Origin of the sequence: Rhodovulum euryhalinum (assembly GCF_004342445.1) — a bacterium.
Lineage (GTDB): Bacteria > Pseudomonadota > Alphaproteobacteria > Rhodobacterales > Rhodobacteraceae > Rhodovulum > Rhodovulum euryhalinum.
This window is the reverse complement of the sequence record NZ_SLWW01000003.1, coordinates 196,571-213,059: the sequence shown is the minus strand read 5'-3', so window position 1 is coordinate 213,059 and position 16,489 is coordinate 196,571. Positions and strand designations below refer to the sequence as shown.

16 protein-coding genes are annotated in these 16,489 nt (G+C 68.7%); 5 read left to right on the top strand and 11 right to left on the bottom strand.

Annotated elements, in window-relative coordinates:
• Positions 1–24: 24 nt before the first annotated feature.
• The 3 genes from EV655_RS05100 to EV655_RS05090 form a co-directional block, all read right to left on the bottom strand.
• Positions 25–582, bottom strand: a complete 558-nt coding sequence (locus EV655_RS05100; protein ID WP_132542495.1) for an AAA family ATPase — start codon at positions 580–582, stop codon at positions 25–27.
• 13 nt (positions 583–595) lie between these two features.
• A complete protein-coding gene (msrA, locus tag EV655_RS05095; RefSeq protein WP_132542493.1) occupies positions 596–1,246 on the bottom strand; it encodes a peptide-methionine (S)-S-oxide reductase MsrA in 651 nt (216 codons plus the stop codon).
• An 81-nt stretch (positions 1,247–1,327) separates the two neighbouring features.
• Positions 1,328–1,819, bottom strand: coding sequence for a GNAT family N-acetyltransferase (locus EV655_RS05090; protein ID WP_132542491.1), 492 nt, complete (start codon positions 1,817–1,819; stop codon positions 1,328–1,330).
• A gap of 74 nt (positions 1,820–1,893) precedes the next feature.
• Here EV655_RS05090 and EV655_RS05085 point away from each other — a divergent pair, with 74 nt between their 5' ends.
• Positions 1,894–2,499 (top strand): flavin reductase family protein, encoded by a 606-nt coding sequence (locus tag EV655_RS05085; protein ID WP_132542489.1) that lies wholly within the window; start codon positions 1,894–1,896, stop codon positions 2,497–2,499.
• Between the two features lie 91 nt (positions 2,500–2,590).
• Entirely contained in the window at positions 2,591–3,463 is an 873-nt protein-coding gene (locus EV655_RS05080; protein ID WP_132542487.1) for an S-methyl-5'-thioadenosine phosphorylase, read from the top strand.
• Between the two features lie 31 nt (positions 3,464–3,494).
• On the opposite strand, the gene EV655_RS18570 is transcribed toward EV655_RS05080, so the two are convergent.
• On the bottom strand, positions 3,495–3,671 hold the full coding sequence (locus tag EV655_RS18570) for a hypothetical protein (protein ID WP_165905271.1): 177 nt from the start codon (positions 3,669–3,671) through the stop codon (positions 3,495–3,497).
• Positions 3,672–3,987: 316 nt separating this feature from the next.
• On the opposite strand from EV655_RS18570, the gene EV655_RS05075 reads away from it, so the two are divergent.
• A complete protein-coding gene (locus tag EV655_RS05075) occupies positions 3,988–4,527 on the top strand; it encodes an adenine phosphoribosyltransferase (RefSeq protein WP_132542485.1) in 540 nt (179 codons plus the stop codon).
• A 75-nt stretch (positions 4,528–4,602) separates the two neighbouring features.
• On the opposite strand, the gene EV655_RS05070 is transcribed toward EV655_RS05075, so the two are convergent.
• The 4 genes from EV655_RS05070 to EV655_RS05055 all read right to left on the bottom strand — a co-directional run bounded on the left by EV655_RS05070 (position 4,603) and on the right by EV655_RS05055 (position 9,209).
• Entirely contained in the window at positions 4,603–6,021 is a 1,419-nt protein-coding gene (locus EV655_RS05070) for an FAD-binding oxidoreductase (protein ID WP_132542483.1), read from the bottom strand.
• 50 nt (positions 6,022–6,071) lie between these two features.
• Positions 6,072–6,902 (bottom strand): MBL fold metallo-hydrolase, encoded by an 831-nt coding sequence (locus tag EV655_RS05065; RefSeq protein ID WP_132542481.1) that lies wholly within the window; start codon positions 6,900–6,902, stop codon positions 6,072–6,074.
• A gap of 72 nt (positions 6,903–6,974) precedes the next feature.
• A complete protein-coding gene (locus EV655_RS05060) occupies positions 6,975–7,316 on the bottom strand; it encodes a DUF427 domain-containing protein (protein WP_132542479.1) in 342 nt (113 codons plus the stop codon).
• 87 nt (positions 7,317–7,403) lie between these two features.
• Positions 7,404–9,209 (bottom strand): aminopeptidase P family protein, encoded by a 1,806-nt coding sequence (locus tag EV655_RS05055; protein ID WP_132542478.1) that lies wholly within the window; start codon positions 9,207–9,209, stop codon positions 7,404–7,406.
• 170 nt (positions 9,210–9,379) lie between these two features.
• On the opposite strand from EV655_RS05055, the gene EV655_RS05050 reads away from it, so the two are divergent.
• Positions 9,380–9,820 (top strand): BLUF domain-containing protein, encoded by a 441-nt coding sequence (locus EV655_RS05050; protein ID WP_165905270.1) that lies wholly within the window; start codon positions 9,380–9,382, stop codon positions 9,818–9,820.
• A gap of 6 nt (positions 9,821–9,826) precedes the next feature.
• Here EV655_RS05050 and cobT read toward each other — a convergent pair whose 3' ends face one another.
• The 3 genes from cobT to EV655_RS05035 all read right to left on the bottom strand — a co-directional run bounded on the left by cobT (position 9,827) and on the right by EV655_RS05035 (position 14,860).
• A complete protein-coding gene (gene cobT, locus EV655_RS05045) occupies positions 9,827–11,701 on the bottom strand; it encodes a cobaltochelatase subunit CobT (protein ID WP_132542475.1) in 1,875 nt (624 codons plus the stop codon).
• Between the two features lie 87 nt (positions 11,702–11,788).
• Positions 11,789–12,760 carry a cobaltochelatase subunit CobS gene (gene cobS, locus EV655_RS05040; RefSeq protein ID WP_132542474.1) on the bottom strand — a complete coding sequence of 324 codons (972 nt, stop codon included), beginning with the start codon at positions 12,758–12,760 and terminating at the stop codon, positions 11,789–11,791.
• Positions 12,761–13,222: 462 nt separating this feature from the next.
• On the bottom strand, positions 13,223–14,860 hold the full coding sequence (locus EV655_RS05035) for a chloride channel protein (protein ID WP_243644993.1): 1,638 nt from the start codon (positions 14,858–14,860) through the stop codon (positions 13,223–13,225).
• Between the two features lie 153 nt (positions 14,861–15,013).
• Here EV655_RS05035 and EV655_RS05030 point away from each other — a divergent pair, with 153 nt between their 5' ends.
• On the top strand, positions 15,014–16,390 hold the full coding sequence (locus EV655_RS05030) for an FAD-binding oxidoreductase (protein ID WP_132542472.1): 1,377 nt from the start codon (positions 15,014–15,016) through the stop codon (positions 16,388–16,390).
• Positions 16,391–16,489 lie beyond the last annotated feature (99 nt).

Here is a 16,489-nt window from a genome sequence, read left to right as displayed (position 1 = left end):
TCCTGCGGTCATCCGCCCCAGCGCCTAGGCGCACGGCGGCGCAGGGTCAAGCGCCGCAATCGCCCGGTCTGCCAGCAAGGCGGGCGGATCGGCGCCGTCAAGCCGGATCACCGGGCAGGCGAGCCCGGCAAGCCAGGCCTCGTGCTGCTGACGGCAGCGCCCGGCAAAGGCGGGATCGTCATAGGCCGAGGCATAGTCGAGAAACGCCCGGAATTCCTGCGCCCGTGCCCCGCCCGGGGCGATAGCCGCCCCGTGGCGCTGGCGTTCGCGGCGGCGCAGGCGGATGATCCGGGTCTCGGTGGGCGCGCTGAGGAACAGCACATGTGTCAGCCGCGGGATCAGCGCGTCGCCCCAGCCGCAGATCGCGCCCGCCAGCACCCAGTCCGAGCGCGGCGCGAACACCGCCTGCATCAGCGCCAGGCGCTCTGCGGGCGGGCGGGTCTGGCGGAAAGGCGGGTCACTCGGCACCCACAGGAAATCGTCGGCGTCGAAGGCCTGCGAGGCCAGCCGATCCGCCAGCGCGCGCGCCAGCGTCGAGGTTCCCGACCCCGCGGCGCCGAGGATCAGGAGGCGGCTGCCCATGGCCCCGGACGGCTCAGGCGCCGACGCCCACCGGGCAACTGACCCCCGTGCCGCCCAGCCCGCAATAGCCGCCGGGGTTCTTGGCGAGGTATTGCTGATGATAGCCCTCGGCATAAAAGAACGGTGGCGCGGCGCTGATCTCGGTGGTGATGGCGCCATGGCCCGCCGCGCGCAGACGCTCCTGATACGCGGCGCGGCTGGCCTCGGCGGCGGCGGCCTGCGCCGCGGTGAAGGTGTAGATCGCCGACCGGTACTGCGTGCCGCGGTCGTTGCCCTGGCGCATGCCTTGCGTCGGGTCGTGCCCCTCCCAGAAGGTGCGCAGCAGCGTCTCGTAGCTGATCTCGGCCGGGTCGTGGACCACGCGCACCACCTCGGTATGGCCGGTGCGGCCGGTGCAGACCTCCTCGTAGGTCGGGTTGGGCGTGAAGCCGCCCGCGTATCCGGCGGCCGTCATCCAGACGCCCGGCAACTGCCAGAACTTGCGCTCGACGCCCCAGAAACAGCCCATGCCGAACACCGCTTCCTCCATCCCCTCGGGCACCGGCGCCTTGAGCGGGCGGCCGAAGACGAAATGCGTCTCGGCGGTCGGGATCGGATCGGGGCGGCCGGGCCAGGCGTCGGCCTCGGCGACCATGTCGGTCTTGCGGCTGAGAAAGGAAAACATGCGGCGGACTCCCTCGTTGGTCGTGGCTCGATATAGGGCGCCGGGCCGCGCCGCCCAGACCGCCCCGGAGGCCCTTGCGCATCAGCCCTCGGCCGCCCGCGTCACCGGCCCTGCAACCCCGTCCCAGGCGCCGGGCACCAGCGCGATCCCCAACACGCGGTCGGGGTTCGTCGGCGGCGGCATCTCGACGCCCTCGAGTTTCTCGAACCCGAACCGCCCGTAATAGGGCGCGTCGCCCACCAGCATCACCCGGCCAAAGCCCAGCAGCCGCGCGCGCTCCAGCGAGTCGCGGATCAAGAGCGCGCCCAGCCCCTCGCCTTGGCGGGTCGGGTGCACCGCAACTGGCCCCAGCAGCAGCGCGGGCGCATCGCCCACCAGCACCGGCCAGTAGCGGATTGCGGCGGCCAGGATCCCGTCGCCGTCGCGCGCGGTCAGGCAGAGCGCCGGCACGGGGTCCACCCCCTCGCGCAGGCGATAGGACGACAGCGCCGAGCGCCCCGGCGCGAAACAGAGGTCGTAAAGCGCCTCGACCTCCCACCAGTCCTCTGCCGTTTCCTCGGCCACCCGGAACAAAGGCGTCCCTCCCTCCTGCTGGAAACGCCCCTAGCACGGGGCTATGACGGGGGCAAACGCGTGAAAGGACCGCCATGTTCTATCGCCCCGAGGACGGCCACCCGTTCCCCCACAACCCGTTCAACGCGATCGTCACGCCGCGCCCCATCGGCTGGATTTCCACCCGCGGCACGGACGGGACGGACAACCTCGCGCCCTATTCCTTCTTCAACGCGGTCGCCTACGTCCCGCCGCAGGTGATGTTCGCCTCGACCTCGGCCAAGCCCGACCGCGACGGCACCAAGGACAGCGTGGCCAACATCCGCGACACCGGCGTCTTCTGCGTCAACATCGTCGAGGCCGCGATGAAGGACGCGATGAACCTGACCTCTGGTTCATGGCCGCGCGAGGTGGACGAGTTCGCCCATGCCCGCATCGCGAAAGCCGCGTGCCAGACCATCGCCTGCGCCCGTGTGGCCGCCGCGCCCGCCAATCTCGAATGTCGGCTCACGCAGATCGTGCACCTGCCCGGCGAGGCCAATTTCGCCGTCTTCGGCGAGGTCACCGGCATCCACCTGCGCGACGATTGCCTCGTGGACGGGCGCTTCGACGTGACCCGGTTCCAGCCGCTCGCGCGGATGGGCTATCGCGACTACGCGGTGATCCGCGAGGTGTTCGAACTGAAACGCCCCGGCGAATAGCCCCCGCGCCTGCGGCCAAGCAAAGCCTTTCCGACAGGCCGCCCGCCCCCTAAAAGGGGCCGACTCACGAAACCGGAAAGAGGGACGGACCATGGAACGGATGATCGCAGTGATCGGCGGCTCGGGCGTCTATGACATCGAGGGGCTGGAGGATGCGCGCTGGCAGGCGGTGGACAGCCCATGGGGTAAACCGTCCGACGAGATCCTGACCGGCACGCTCGACGGCGTGAAGATGGCCTTCCTGCCGCGCCACGGCCGCGGCCATGTCCATTCGCCCTCGACCGTGCCCTACCGCGCCAATATCGACGCGCTGAAACGGCTGGGCGCGACCGACGTGGTGTCGGTTTCGGCCTGCGGGTCGTTCCGCGAGGAACTGGCGCCGGGCGATTTCGTGGTGGTGGACCAGTTCATCGACCGCACCTTCGCGCGCGAGAAGAGCTTTTTCGGCCAGGGCTGCGTGGCGCATGTCAGCGTCGCCCACCCGACTTGCGGGCGCCTGTCGGCCCATTGCCTTCAGGCCTCCCGCGACGAGGGCATCACCATCCACCAGGGCGGCACCTATCTGGCGATGGAAGGCCCGCAATTCTCGACGCTGGCGGAATCGAAACTCTACCGCGAGAACTGGGGCTGCGACGTGATCGGCATGACCAACATGCCCGAGGCGAAACTGGCCCGCGAGGCCGAGCTTTGCTATGCCTCGATCGCCATGGTCACCGACTACGATTGCTGGCACCCCGACCACGACGCGGTCGAGGTGGCCGACATCGTCAAGACGCTGATGGGCAATGCCGAAAAGGCCCGCGCCATGGTCACCCGGCTGCCCGGCCTGCTTGGCGCCCACAAGCCCTGCGAAAAGGGCTGCGACACAGCGCTGGAATACGCCATGATCACGGCGCCCGAGAAACGCGACCCGGCGCTGGTGGCGAAACTCGACGCGGTTGCGGGGCGCGTCCTGAACCGCTGAGGCGGCCGGCGGGGACAGGCGGCATGCGCCGCTATTCCCCCTTGCCCTGCGCCTTTTCATGCTCTTCCGTGAAGCGCCGGATAAAGGCGCGGATCTCGCGCGCGGCGCTTGTGTCCAGTTCCTTGCAAAGCTCGACGAAGGCATCCCGCTCGGCCTTGTCGAGCCTGAGAACAAGCTGGCTGTCCTTCTTTCCGCCCTTCTTGCCCATGGCGGGCCCCCGCTGTTGCAAAGTTTGCCTATGCGATGTATATACACAGTATATTAACCGCAGGGCATGATCCTGCGGCAAGACCAAAAAGCGAAGGGAATGGGAAAAATGATGCTGCAATCGGCACAGGCGCTGTTGATGCGCGATCGGATGGACTGGCGGAAACCGCATCTGAACTGGATTTCCGACAGGTATTACAGATACTTCTTCAACTCGCGCCGCTGACCGCGACATACCGCGCGCGGCACAGGGGCCCCTTGCGCGCGCGGCCTCCATCGGCCAAACCGGTCACGACAGACCGGAAAGGGCCCCCGCGATGCCGCCAAGCAACTCCGTCAAGGACTACATCCGCACGATCGTCGACTTCCCCCACGAAGGGATCCTGTTTCGCGACGTGACCACGCTGTTCGCCGACCCGCGCGGCTTTCGCATGGCGATCGACCAGATGCTGCACCCCTATGCGGGGACGCAGATCGACAAGGTCGTCGGTCTCGAGGCGCGGGGCTTCATCCTGGGCGGCGCGATCGCGCACCAGTTGTCCAAGGGCTTCGTGCCGGTCCGCAAGAAGGGCAAGCTGCCGGCGGCCACAATCGCCGAGGAATACCAGCTGGAATACGGCTCGGCGGTGGTCGAGATCCATGACGACGCGCTGTCGGCCGGTGAAAAGGTGCTGATCGTCGACGACCTGCTGGCCACCGGCGGCACCGCCGAGGCCGGGATCAAGCTGTGCGAACGGCTGGGCGCGCAGGTGATAGGATGCGTCTTCGTCGTTGACCTGCCCGATCTGGGCGGCCGCCGTCGGCTCGAGGCGATGGGGATCGAGGTGCACGCGCTGTGCGAATTCTCGGGGCATTGAGCGGGCTTATCCGCCCCCCTCTGCTTCTTCTTGGTCCAAATACTCACGGCCCGACACCGCGGCCGGGCGCCGCGCTCAGGCAGGCGCGCGCAGGATGACGCCCGGGTTCATGATCCCCGCGGGGTCCAATGCCGCCTTGATCGCCCGCATCGCCGCCAGCTTGGCCGGATCGCCATAGCGTTCCAGGTCATCGACCTTGAGCCGCCCCACCCCGTGCTCGGCACTGACCGACCCGCCCAGCGCATCCACCAGGTCATGCACGCAAGCCTTGATCGCGACGCGCCGGCCCTCGTGGTCGGCGCGGGTCTCGCCGGGCAGGGGGAAGACGTTGTAGTGCAGGTTGCCGTCGCCCACATGACCGAAGCAGTTGATCCGGAACTGCCCGATCCGGGCCAGCGCCGGGCCGGCCCGCGCGATGAACTCGGGGATCGCCGACAGCGGCACCGAGATGTCGTGCGACGAGATCGCACCGATCCGGCGATTGGCCAGCGGCAGGCTTTCGCGCACGGACCAGAAGGCAGCCCGCTGGCCTTCGGACTGCGCGATAAGCCCGTCCGAGACCAGCCCCGCCTCGGCCGCCTCGGCGAACAGCCCCTCCAGCGTCAGGGCCGGATCCTGCCCCGCCCCCAGGCCCAGGTCGATCAGCACGCACCACTCGGGCGCCCGGGCCCAGGGCAGGCGCACCTCCGGCATGGTCTCGGCCAGGAAATCGAAGCCCTGCCGGTGCATCAGCTCGAACGCCGAGACCCCTTCGCCGATCCGCCCCTGCGCCAGCGCCAGCAGCTCCAGCGCCGCCTGCGGGCCCTCCACCGCCATCAGCGCCGCGCCCGTTCGCGCCGGGATCGGCGCCAGCCGCAGCGCGGCCGCCGTGATCACCCCCAGCGTCCCCTCGGCCCCGATCAGCAGGTGGCGCAAATCGTAGCCGGTGTTGTCCTTCCGCAGCCGCTTCAGCCCGTGCAGCACCGACCCGTCCGGCAGCACCGCCTCGATCCCGAGGCAGAGGTCGCGCGCATTGCCATAGCGCAGCACGTTGACCCCGCCCGCGTTGGTCGCCAGCACGCCCCCGATCCGGGCCGAGCCTTCCGAGGCCAGCGACAGCGGGAACAGCCGCCCCGCCGCCCCGGCGGCCGCCTGCACCTCGGCCAGGATCGCGCCCGCCTCGGCGATCAGGACGTTCTCGGCGGGATGGACCGCACGGATCGCCCGCATCCGTTCCAGCGTCAGGATGACCGGCGCGGGGCCCTCGGCCATCACCTGCCCGCCCACCAGCCCCGTGCCGCCGCCATAGGGCACGATCCCCACCCGCGCCGCGGCGCAGGCGCGCACGATCTCGGCCACCTCCTCGGCGGCGCCGGGCGCCAGCAGCAGCCCGCCCTGCCCGCGGTAGCGGCCGCGAGGTTCCTCAAGATAGGCGGGGGTCAACTCGCGGAAACAGGCCTCGGGCAGGCGCGCGCGCAGGTCTGCCGCGAAGGCCTCGGTCACGGGGGTCAGCATGGGCGGTCCTTTCACCCCCCGGTGAAGCATGCGGCCCTCGCGCGCGCAAGTCACTCGGGGTCGCGCAGCAGGCTGGGTTCCAGAACGATGACGGTGGGCCGGTCGGGAAGCGTGCGCAGCGATACCTCCAGATGGCCCGCCCCCGGGCGCTGGACCTCGAACTCTTCGGAAATGCCGGCGAGGAAACGGTCCAGCGAATACTCGCCAAACCAGTGCATCGGGATCACGACCGAACTGCGCAACCGCCCCAGCACGCGGATCATCGTCGGCAGATCCAGCGTCAGCCCTCCGTCGACCGGGGCCATCACCACGTCAAGCCGGCCGAGCGAGGCATATTGCATCTCGTCGGGCTCGTGGTGCAGGTGCCCCAGATGGCCGATGCAAAGCCCGCCCACCTCGAACACGAAGATCGAGTTGCCATTCTCGCGCACCGTCGCCCGGTCAAATCCCCGCACGTCGGTCGGCACGTTGCGGATCAGGATTTCGCCAAGGTCAAGGTAGTGGTCCGCCGCCACCCCGTCCCTGGCCCAGCCCTCCAGCACATGCGGGATCGCGGGGTCCGGAAAGGACGTGAAATGGGTCTGATGGGCGTTGTTCATCGTCACCACGTCGGGGATCAGATCGGCGGTACCGAGAAACCCGGTGTAATCCGTCGCCACCCGCAGCCCGCCCGCGGTCTCGATCACGAAGGTGGCGTGATCGACATAGTTGATCCTGACGGTGTAGTCGTCGGGCAAGGGCGCGCCATAGGCGGCAAGCTGGACGTAGGACATCGCCGGGTCGGCCTCGGCGATGGCGATGCAATGGCTTGGGCGGCGGTCCTGCGCGGCCGCGGGAAGTGCGGCCAGGACGGCAAGCGCGGTCAGGCAAGGGCGGATCATGGGCGGGCACCTCCTCGGGTCAGAGGATAGCGCGGCGCGACAGCCTGTCACGGACCGGGCGGCCCCCGGGGCTCAGAGCTGCTCGACCGTCACCCTGTCGCTGCAGAAGGCCAGGTGCCCTGCGATCCGCTCCATCCCGGGGCGCGGAGTCTCGTAGGACCATGCCGCGTCGGGGATGTCATAGCTTTTCGCATGCAGCGTGAAATAGCGCGCATCGCCCTTGTGCGGGCAGGTGGTGTGGCTGTCGGTCCGCTCCAGAAAGGCCATCGCCACATCCTCGCGCGGGAAATAGATCACCGGGGCGAGATCGCCCTCGACCAGTTCCAGCGCATTGCGGCTTTCGGCGATCACGGCGCCCCCGGCCCGGACCACCCAGGCGCCCGCTGCCTTGTGAATCCCGATATGGTCGGCCATCGCATCACTCCCCTCGCAAACCCCTTGGCGCTGCGCGCCGATCCCCAGAGACATGATCCGGCAGGGAAAGTCCAGACAGCCACAGGATCAGACCGGCGCGGTCGCCTGCGTCAGCCAGTCCCGCGCGGGCTGCGACACCTCGGGGCCGACAAGGTCGGCAACGCGTGCGTGATAGGCGTTCAGCCAGATGCGTTCCCCGTCGGTCAGCAGCCCGGGCAGGATCAGGCGGCGGTCGATCGGCACCCATGTCAGCGTCTCGAAGCCCAGCATCTCGCGGTCGTCGCCTCCCTCGACCGGCGGGGCGGGCTGCACCGCGATCAGGTTCTCGATACGGATGCCGAACGCACCCTCGCGGTAATAGCCGGGCTCGTTCGACAGGATCATGCCGTGCTCCAGCGGCACGGCCGACAGCCGTGAGAGGCGCTGCGGCCCCTCGTGGACCGAAAGATAGGCGCCGACCCCGTGACCGGTGCCATGGTCATAGTCCTGACCGGCCAGCCACAGCGGATAGCGCGCCAGCGCATCCAGGTCACGCCCCGCGACCCCCTTGGGAAAGCGTGCCCGGCTGATCGCGATCATGCCCTTCAGCACGCGGGTAAAGGGCGCGCGGGCCTCGTCGGGCACCGGACCCACGGACAATGTGCGGGTGATGTCGGTCGTGCCGTCGAGATACTGGCCGCCGGAATCGACCAGCAAAAGTTCGCCCGGTCTCACCCGCCGGTTCGTGCCCTCGGTGACCCGGTAATGCACGATCGCGCCATGCGGCCCCGCCCCGGCGATGGTGTCGAAACTGATGTCGCGCAGGCAGCCCGTGGCGCGCCGGAACCCCTCCAGCCGCTTGACCACGTCGATCTCGGTCAACTCGCCTGCCGGTGCCTCGGCGTCGAGCCAGGCGAGGAATTCCACCATCGCGGCAGCATCGCGCAGATGCGCGGCGCGGGCACCCGCAAGCTCGGCCCCGGTCTTGCGCGCCTTGGGCAGGATGCAGGGATCGTCGTCCCGGGCAACCTCGATCCCCGCCTCTTCCAACTGGCGCAGCGCCCAGAGCGGCGCGCTGGCGGGGTCAAGCCGCACCGGCCCGACAAGGCTGCGCAGCCCCGGGCCAAAGGCGGCGGCGGGGCGCTGGGTGACATCGGGGCCAAGATGGCTGCGCAGGGCGTCCGACACCTTGGCCGGGTCGGCGAAAAGGGTCACGCGCGCGTCGTCGTGCAGCACCGCGAAGGCGTGCGGTACCGGGTTGCGGGGAATGTCCGACCCGCGCACGTTCAACAGCCATGCGATCGAGTCGGGCAGGGTCAGCACCGCCGCCGTCTGCCCGGCCTTGCGCAGAACCTCGGCAAGGCGCGCGCGCTTTTCACCATGGGTCGCGCCCGCCAGCGTCTCGGGATAGGTGGCAATGGTTCCCTGCGGGGGGCCGGGCTGGTCGGACCAGATCCGGTCGACCAGGTTCTCGACCTCGCGCAGCGAAATCCGGCTGTCCTGCAACGCCTCGGTCAGCTTCTCCACCTGTTCGGGCGTATGCAGCCAGGGGTCGATCCCCAGGACGCCGCCCTGCGGCAGGTGCTCGCGCAGCCAGTCGGCCAGTTTCGTTTCGGGCCAGTTCACCGGCGTGAAATGGTCCGGATCAACCTGCGCCTTGACCTGGACCCGATAGCGCCCGTCGACGAAAACCCCCGCCCGGTCCATCAACACGCAGGCGAACCCGGCCGACCCGGTGAACCCGGTCAGCCAGGCCAGCCGGTCGTCCCGCGGGGCGACATACTCGCCCTGATGCGCATCGGCGCGCGGCACCAGGAACCCGGCCAGCCCGGCGCGCGCCATCTCCTCGCGCAGGTGGGCCAGGCGCGGCGGGCCATCCTCGGGGCGGGTGGGGCTGTCGAAACTCTGGAACATGGCTGTCCTTGCGCGGAAAAGCACCCCGCAAGGCGCCGTCCGCGCCAGACTAACAGCCCGCGCGCCCACGGCAAGCCGGGCGCATGGCGCCCGCCCCGCCGGTCATCCTTTACCAATCTTTAAGACAAACAGGCTATCCTCCCCAAGCCCCGCAGCTTGAGGTCGCGCGCATGGCCCAGGATCTGTTCTTCCTGCTCTACCGAAGCTCTGCGCACAGAACGCTCGACGGCGACACCGTCATTGGCATCCTCAGCCAAAGCCTTCGAAACAACCCCGGCAACGGGTTGACGGGCTTTCTGCATGTGGACCGGAACCACTTCCTTCAATATCTCGAAGGCCCGCGCGTGCCGCTGATGCGCATGGCCACCCGCATCAGCAAGGACCGGCGCCACAGGGATTTCGTGATCCTCGCCGAAGGCACGATCGACGAGCGGTTCTTTCCCGACTGGGACATGGGCCAGATCGCGGACGAGAACCTTCCGAGCGACGGCATCCTTGCCGAACGATCCTGGCTGAACCCCGACGCGGAGATCGACCCCATGCCGCTGATCCAGGCCTTCGCGAGCCATGCAAATCACCTTACCGGACTGGATATCTCGGAAATCGAGTGATCCGCGCTAGACAGCCCTGCGGATCCCGACCATCCGCGCCCGGCCCCGCGGATCCTTGTCGAACAGGCTGGCAAGCTGCTCGGTCATCGCGCCGGCCAGTTGTTCCACGTCGGTGATCGTCACCGCGCGCTGGTAATAGCGCGTCACGTCATGGCCGATGCCGATGGCGATCAGTTCCACCGCCTTGCGCCGCTCGACCATCGCGATCACGTCGCGCAGGTGCTTTTCCAGGTAGTTCGCGGCGTTCACCGACAGGGTGGAATCGTCCACCGGCGCACCGTCCGAGATCACCATCAGGATCTTGCGCGCCTCGGGACGGACCATCATCCGCCGATGCGCCCATTCCAGCGCCTCACCGTCGATGTTTTCCTTCAGCAGGCCCTCTTTCATCATCAGGCCAAGGTTCTCGCGCGCCCGCCGCCAGGGTGCGTCGGCGGATTTGTAGATGATGTGGCGCAGGTCGTTCAGCCGCCCCGGGGCCTGTGCGCGCCCTTCGGCCAGCCATCTCTCGCGCGACTGGCCGCCCTTCCAGGCGCGCGTGGTAAAGCCCAGGATCTCGACCTTGACATCGCAGCGTTCCAGCGTGCGCGCCAGCACGTCGGCACAGATCGCCGCGATGGAAATCGGCCGCCCGCGCATACTCCCCGAATTGTCCAGCAGCAGGGTGACCACCGTATCGCGGAACTCGGTGTCCTTCTCGATCTTGAAGCTGAGCGGCGTCGTGGGGTTCGCCACCACGCGGGCCAGCCGCCCGGCGTCCAGGATGCCTTCCTCGCGGTCGAATTCCCAACTGCGGCTCTGCTGCGCCTGCAACCGGCGTTGCAGCTTGTTCGCCAGCCGCCCGACCGCGCCCTTCAACGGGTCGAGCTGCTGGTCGAGATAGGCGCGCAGGCGTTCCAGTTCGGCCGGTTCGGCCAGATCCTCGGCCTTGATCTCCTCGTCGAACTCGGCCGAGAAGACCTTGTACTCGGGGTCGGCCTCGGAATGGGGGGCCGGCGGCGGGGGTTCCAGCGGCGCCTCGCCCTCGGGCAGTTCGGTCTCCTCGCCCATCTCCATGTCGGACATGTCGTCGGGGCTGACATGGGCCTGGGCGGCGTCCTGCATGTCGTCCTGCGACTGCTCGGGATTCGCCTCGGCCTCGTCACTGTCCTGGCCCTGCTCCTCGCCGTATTCCTCGGGCGCCTCGGAGTCGGCCTCGGCGCCCTCCTCCTCGGTCTCGTCGTTCTCGAGATCCGGGTCGTCGCCCAACTGGTCGCCATAGCCGAGATCGGTGATGACCTGCCGGGCGAGGCGGGCAAACGCAGCCTGGTCGGCCAGCACGTCGTCCAGCCGGTCCAGCGTGCCGCCCGCCTGGTCCTCGATGAAGCCGCGCCACAGGTCCATCACGGTGTCCGCGCCCTTCGGCAGCGGCCGCCCGGTCGCAAGATGGCGCACCATGTATCCCGCCGCGACCGACAGGGGCACCTCGCCCGCCTCGCGCGCCTGGGCATAGCCGCGCTTGGCGGCCTCGGCGGCGATCATCGCGTCGATGTTGCTGGCCGTGCCGGGCATGACGCGCGCGCCCACCGCCTCGCAGCGGGCGGTTTCCATCGCCTCGTAAAGGTCGCGCGCCATCTGTCCCGCGGGCAGATAGCGGGCATGGGTCGGCGCGTCGTGATACCTGCGGCGCAGCGCAAAGGCATCCGCAGTCCCGCGGGCAAGCAGCACCTCGGCGCGGGTCATCCGACGACTGACCTGCGGCAGGCGCACGGCATCGGCCGTCATCCCCGGCGGATCGACCGAATAGGAAACGCCAAGTTCGGGGTCGTCGGCGAGCACCTTGGTCGCCTCGGCCAGCGCCTTCTTGAACGGATCGGCGGGGTTGTCAGTTGGCTTGCTCATCCCGTCACGGCGCCGCGCGCGCCCTCACCCTTCTTCTGGCCTCAAATATCCCCGCCGGAGGCACGCCGCCCGCAAGGGCGCGTCCCCTTACCCAACGGCGACGCTCGCCGCGCTTTCGGGCAGTTCCTCGTCGAACAGCCGCTGGTAGAACTCGGCCACGGTCGAGCGTTCCAACTCGTCGCACTTGTTCAGGAAGGTCAGGCGGAAGGCATAGCCCACGTTGCGGAAGATCTCGGCGTTCTGCGCCCAGGCGATCACCGTCCTTGGGCTCATCACCGTCGAGAGATCCCCGTTCATGAAGGCCGTCCGCGTCAGGTCCGCGACCGTCACCATGTGGCCGATGGTCTTGCGGCCCTTGTCGGTGTTGTAGTGCGGGCACTTGGCCAGCACGATCGCGGTTTCCGCGTCGTGGGACAGGTAGTTCAGCGTGGCCACCAGCGACCAGCGGTCCATCTGGCCCTGGTTGATCTGCTGGGTGCCGTGATAGAGACCCGTGGTGTCGCCCAGGCCCACCGTGTTCGCGGTGGCGAACAGCCGGAAACAGGGATGCGGCGCGATCACCTCGTTCTGGTCGAGAAGCGTCAGCTTGCCGTCCGCCTCCAGCACCCGCTGGATCACGAACATCACGTCGGCCCGGCCCGCGTCGTATTCGTCGAACACGATGGCGCAGGCGTTGCGCAGCGCCCAGGGCAGGATGCCTTCCTGGAACTCGGTCACCTGCTTGCCGTCGCGCAGCTTGATCGCGTCCTTGCCGATCAGGTCGATCCGCGAAATATGCGAATCGAGGTTCACCCGCACGCAGGGCCAGTTGAGCCTTGCGGCCACTTGCTCGATATGGGTGGACTTGCCGGTGCCGTGATAGCCCTGGATCATGACCCGTCGGTTGTGGGAAAAGCCTGCAAGGATCGCCAGCGTCGTGTCGGGGTCGAACTTGTAGGTCAGGTCAAGGTCGGGCACCCGGTCGGTGCGCTCCTCGAACCCCTTGACCACCATATCGGTATCGATCCCGAAAACCTCGCGCACCGAGATCTCTTCGGTGGGTTTGACTACGCTGCTCATGCTCGATCCGTCCATCTCGCGTTCCTGCCGCCGTAGTGAAACATATCGCCCGGGCGTGCAAGGGGAAGGGGGGCGGCCACGGCCGCCGGCCCCGCCGATCGGAACGCTTTCTCAACCTTTCTGCGCGACTCTCCGGCGAAGCGACCTGACCGGGTCACGGCCACGAAATCCCGGACCGGGATCGTATCGTCCATGCGGACGGCACGCCGGGAAAGCACCCGAAGGCCCGTACCGACAGGACGAACCGACGGCATGTATCGCCGTGAAACGAGTGTCCGCGTAACGAGTTCGGATCGGCGATATCCGCAAGTGCGCCCGTGAGTGGGACGCGCCTGCGGGCCCCGCCCGCCATTCCGGTGGCGGGCGGGGTGTTTTCATGCCTGCGGTTCCGCCGGGCACAAGGACTCGGGCCCTTTCACGCCGCGGCAGGCGCGCGCCCTGCCCGCCACCTGCCCCGCGCGGTCAGGAATGTTCTTCTTCCGCCGTCATTGCCAGCGCCCGCGAATAGGCCCTGAGCGCGTCGACATGGAACAGCGCCCCCAGCAACTCGGGCTCGCGCCCCTCGGCCCCGGGCACCACCACCGGGATGAAGCCATGGCCCCAGGTCTCGAACTCGGGCAACGCCACCTGCAGCGTGGCATTGGGCGCAAGCGTCACCCCCTGCGAGACAAGGTCGAGACAGGCATCGGTCGAGGCGGCGTTGGGGCTGTCCTTGGGGCGCATCAGCATTTCGGCGGTGAAGACCGACATCAGATAGGCCTGCGGCCCGGCCGCGATGCGCGTGCCGCGCCGTTCGAGCTGGGTCAGAAAGAACGACCGGTCCACAAGGCGGCTGGCCAGCGCCGTCGACATCGAGACCGCCACCATCACCGCAAGCCCCGCCTGCCAGTCGCCGGTCAACTCGAACACGATCATCGTGGTCGAGATCGGCGCCCCCAGAACCGCCGCCGCCACCGCGCCCATCCCCGCCATCGCATAAAGCGTCTCGGCGCCCGAGACGTTCGGAAAGATAGAGGTCGCCACCACCCCGAAGGCAAAGCCCGCCAGCGCCCCCACCATCAGCGAGGGCGAGAACACCCCGCCACCCATCCGTCCCGCCATGGTCAGCGCCACTGCGATGCATTTGAGGATGCAGAACACCACCGCCTCGTGGAAGAAAAGCTGCCCTGTCAGCGCACGCGAGGTCGTCTCGTAGCCGACGCCGATGATGTGCGGAAAAAAGATCGCCATCGCGCCCAGCCCCAGCCCCGCCACCGCCGGGCGCAGCCAGCGCGGCATGCGCGTCACCCGCACCACCCGGTTCCCGACATCCTCGGCCCAGAAGATGCCCCGCATCAACGCCACCGCCACCAGCCCGCAGACCAGCCCCAGCAGCAGGTAGGCCGGCAGTTCGAAGTAGAATTGCAGGTCGCCATGCTGGGGCAGCACGAACTCGGTGACGCCGCCGAACTCCAGCCGGTTGATGACCGTGCCCGATACCGCGGCGATGGTGATCGGCGCGAAGGCGTGGACGGCGAAATGCCTGAGAACCACCTCGAGCGCGAAGAGCGCCCCCGCGATCGGCGCGTTGAACGAGGCCGAGACCGCGCCCGCGACCGCGCAGCCCAGAAGATCGCGCCCGGTGATGCCGTTGGCCTGGATACGCGCCGAGACCCAGGACGACATCACCGCAGCCAGATGCACCACCGGCCCCTCGCGCCCCGTCGACCCGCCGGTGGACAGGGTCACCAGCGAGGCCAGCGCCGAGGCCACGCCCGCCTTGTGTTCGACCCGGCCCTCGTTCAGCGCCGCCCCCTCGATCACGTCGGCAACCGAGCGCACGCGCCCGTCATCGGTAAAGCGAGTGAGGATCAGCCCCACGACAAGCCCGCCGATCACCGGAATCGCGAGAATCCAGCCCCAGTGCAGCGTCTCGGCATGCGAATGAAGCAGGTGCGGGTCGCCCACGCGGTAGATCGTACGCTGCAGCAGGTCGATCGCCATCCGGAAGCCCAGCGCCGCGAATCCCGCGGCAATGCCGATGATCAGCGCGATGAACCAGAACTGGATCTGGCTCGGCCCGCCCTGCCGCAAGAGCCCCCATGCGTTGCGCAGACGCACCAAAGTTCGGTCCAGGGTTGTGATTTTCCACAATTTCGCGTGCGAGATCACGCTTTTCCGCCTCTTTCCGTCGCGCGCCACGCGTCGCACTTTCCCGCGCCGCCGGTCTCGCCTAGGGTGCCCGCCGGTGCCTGATGTGCAAGGAGATCTCGGATGTCCGTTCCCGCCGAAGCCCTGACCGCGCTAGGAGAAATCCTAGGCGATCGGCTCAGCCGGTCCAAGTCCGATCTGGACCTGCACGGACAGAGCGAAACCTGGTTTCCCGCCGCGCCGCCCGATGCGGTGGCCTATCCCCGAACGACCGATGAGGTGGCCGCCATCGTCCGGCTCTGCGCCGCGCATGGCTGTCCGATGGTGGGTTGGGGGGTGGGCACCTCGCTCGAAGGGCATGCGCTGGCGGTGCGGGGCGGGATCTGCGTCGATTTCTCCCGCATGAACCGGGTGCTGGCGGTGCATCCCGAGGACATGGACGTGGTGGTGCAGCCAGGGGTGACGCGGGAAGACCTGAACGCGGATCTCAGGGCGACGGGGTTGTTCTTTCCGGTCGATCCCGGCGCCAACGCGACGCTGGGGGGCATGGCGTCGACGCGGGCCTCGGGCACGACGGCGGTGCGCTACGGCACGATGCGCGACAACGTGCTGGGGCTGCAGGTTGTGCTGGCCGACGGGCGGGTGATCCGGACCGGCACGCGGGCGCGCAAGTCGGCCGCTGGCTACGACCTGACCGGGCTGTTCGTGGGGGCCGAGGGGACGCTGGGCCTGATCACGGAACTGACGCTGAAGCTTTACGGCCAGCCCGAGGCGATCTCGGCCGCGGTCTGCGCCTTCGACGCGATCGGTCCGGCGGTCGACACGGTGATCCAGACGATCCAGATGGGCATCCCCATGGCGCGGATCGAGTTCGTCGACGCCGCCACCGCCGCCGCGGTGAACGCCTATGCGGGCGCGCGTTTCCCCGAAAAGCCGCACCTTCTGGTCGAATTCCACGGATCGCCCTCGGGCGTGGCCGAACAGGCCGAAGCGTTCGGCGAGATCGTCGCGGACAACAGCGGCGCGGGGTTCGAGTGGTCCTCGCGCCCCGAGGAGCGCACCGCGCTGTGGACCATGCGGCACAACGCCTACTACGCCTGCCTCGCCGCGCGGCCCGGCGCGACGGCGCTGGTCACGGACCTGTGCGTGCCGATCTCGCGGCTGGCCGAGGCGGTCGAGGAGACGCGGGCCGACATCGCCGCCTCGTATATTCCGGGGCCGATCCTGGGCCATGTGGGCGACGGCAATTTCCACGCGATCCTGCTGGTCGATCCGCGCAACCCGGTCGAACTGGCCGAGGCGAAGCGCCTGTCGCACCGGATGGTCGAACGCGCGCTGCGGCTGGGGGGCACGGTGACGGGCGAGCACGGGATCGGAATGGGCAAGCTCGGCTACATGGAGGCCGAGCACGGCGAGGCGTGGGACGTGATGGGCCAGATCAAGCGCGCGCTCGACCCGCAGGGGCTGATGAACCCGGGCAAGCTGGTGCGCGGCGACTGACGCGCGCCCCGCCGGGCACCTTTCCTTCAAGAAAGCTCCCGCCCCCGGCCCGCGCGGGGCGTGCGCCCCGCTTGTCCGGCGTTGGGCGTGGCGCGGCCT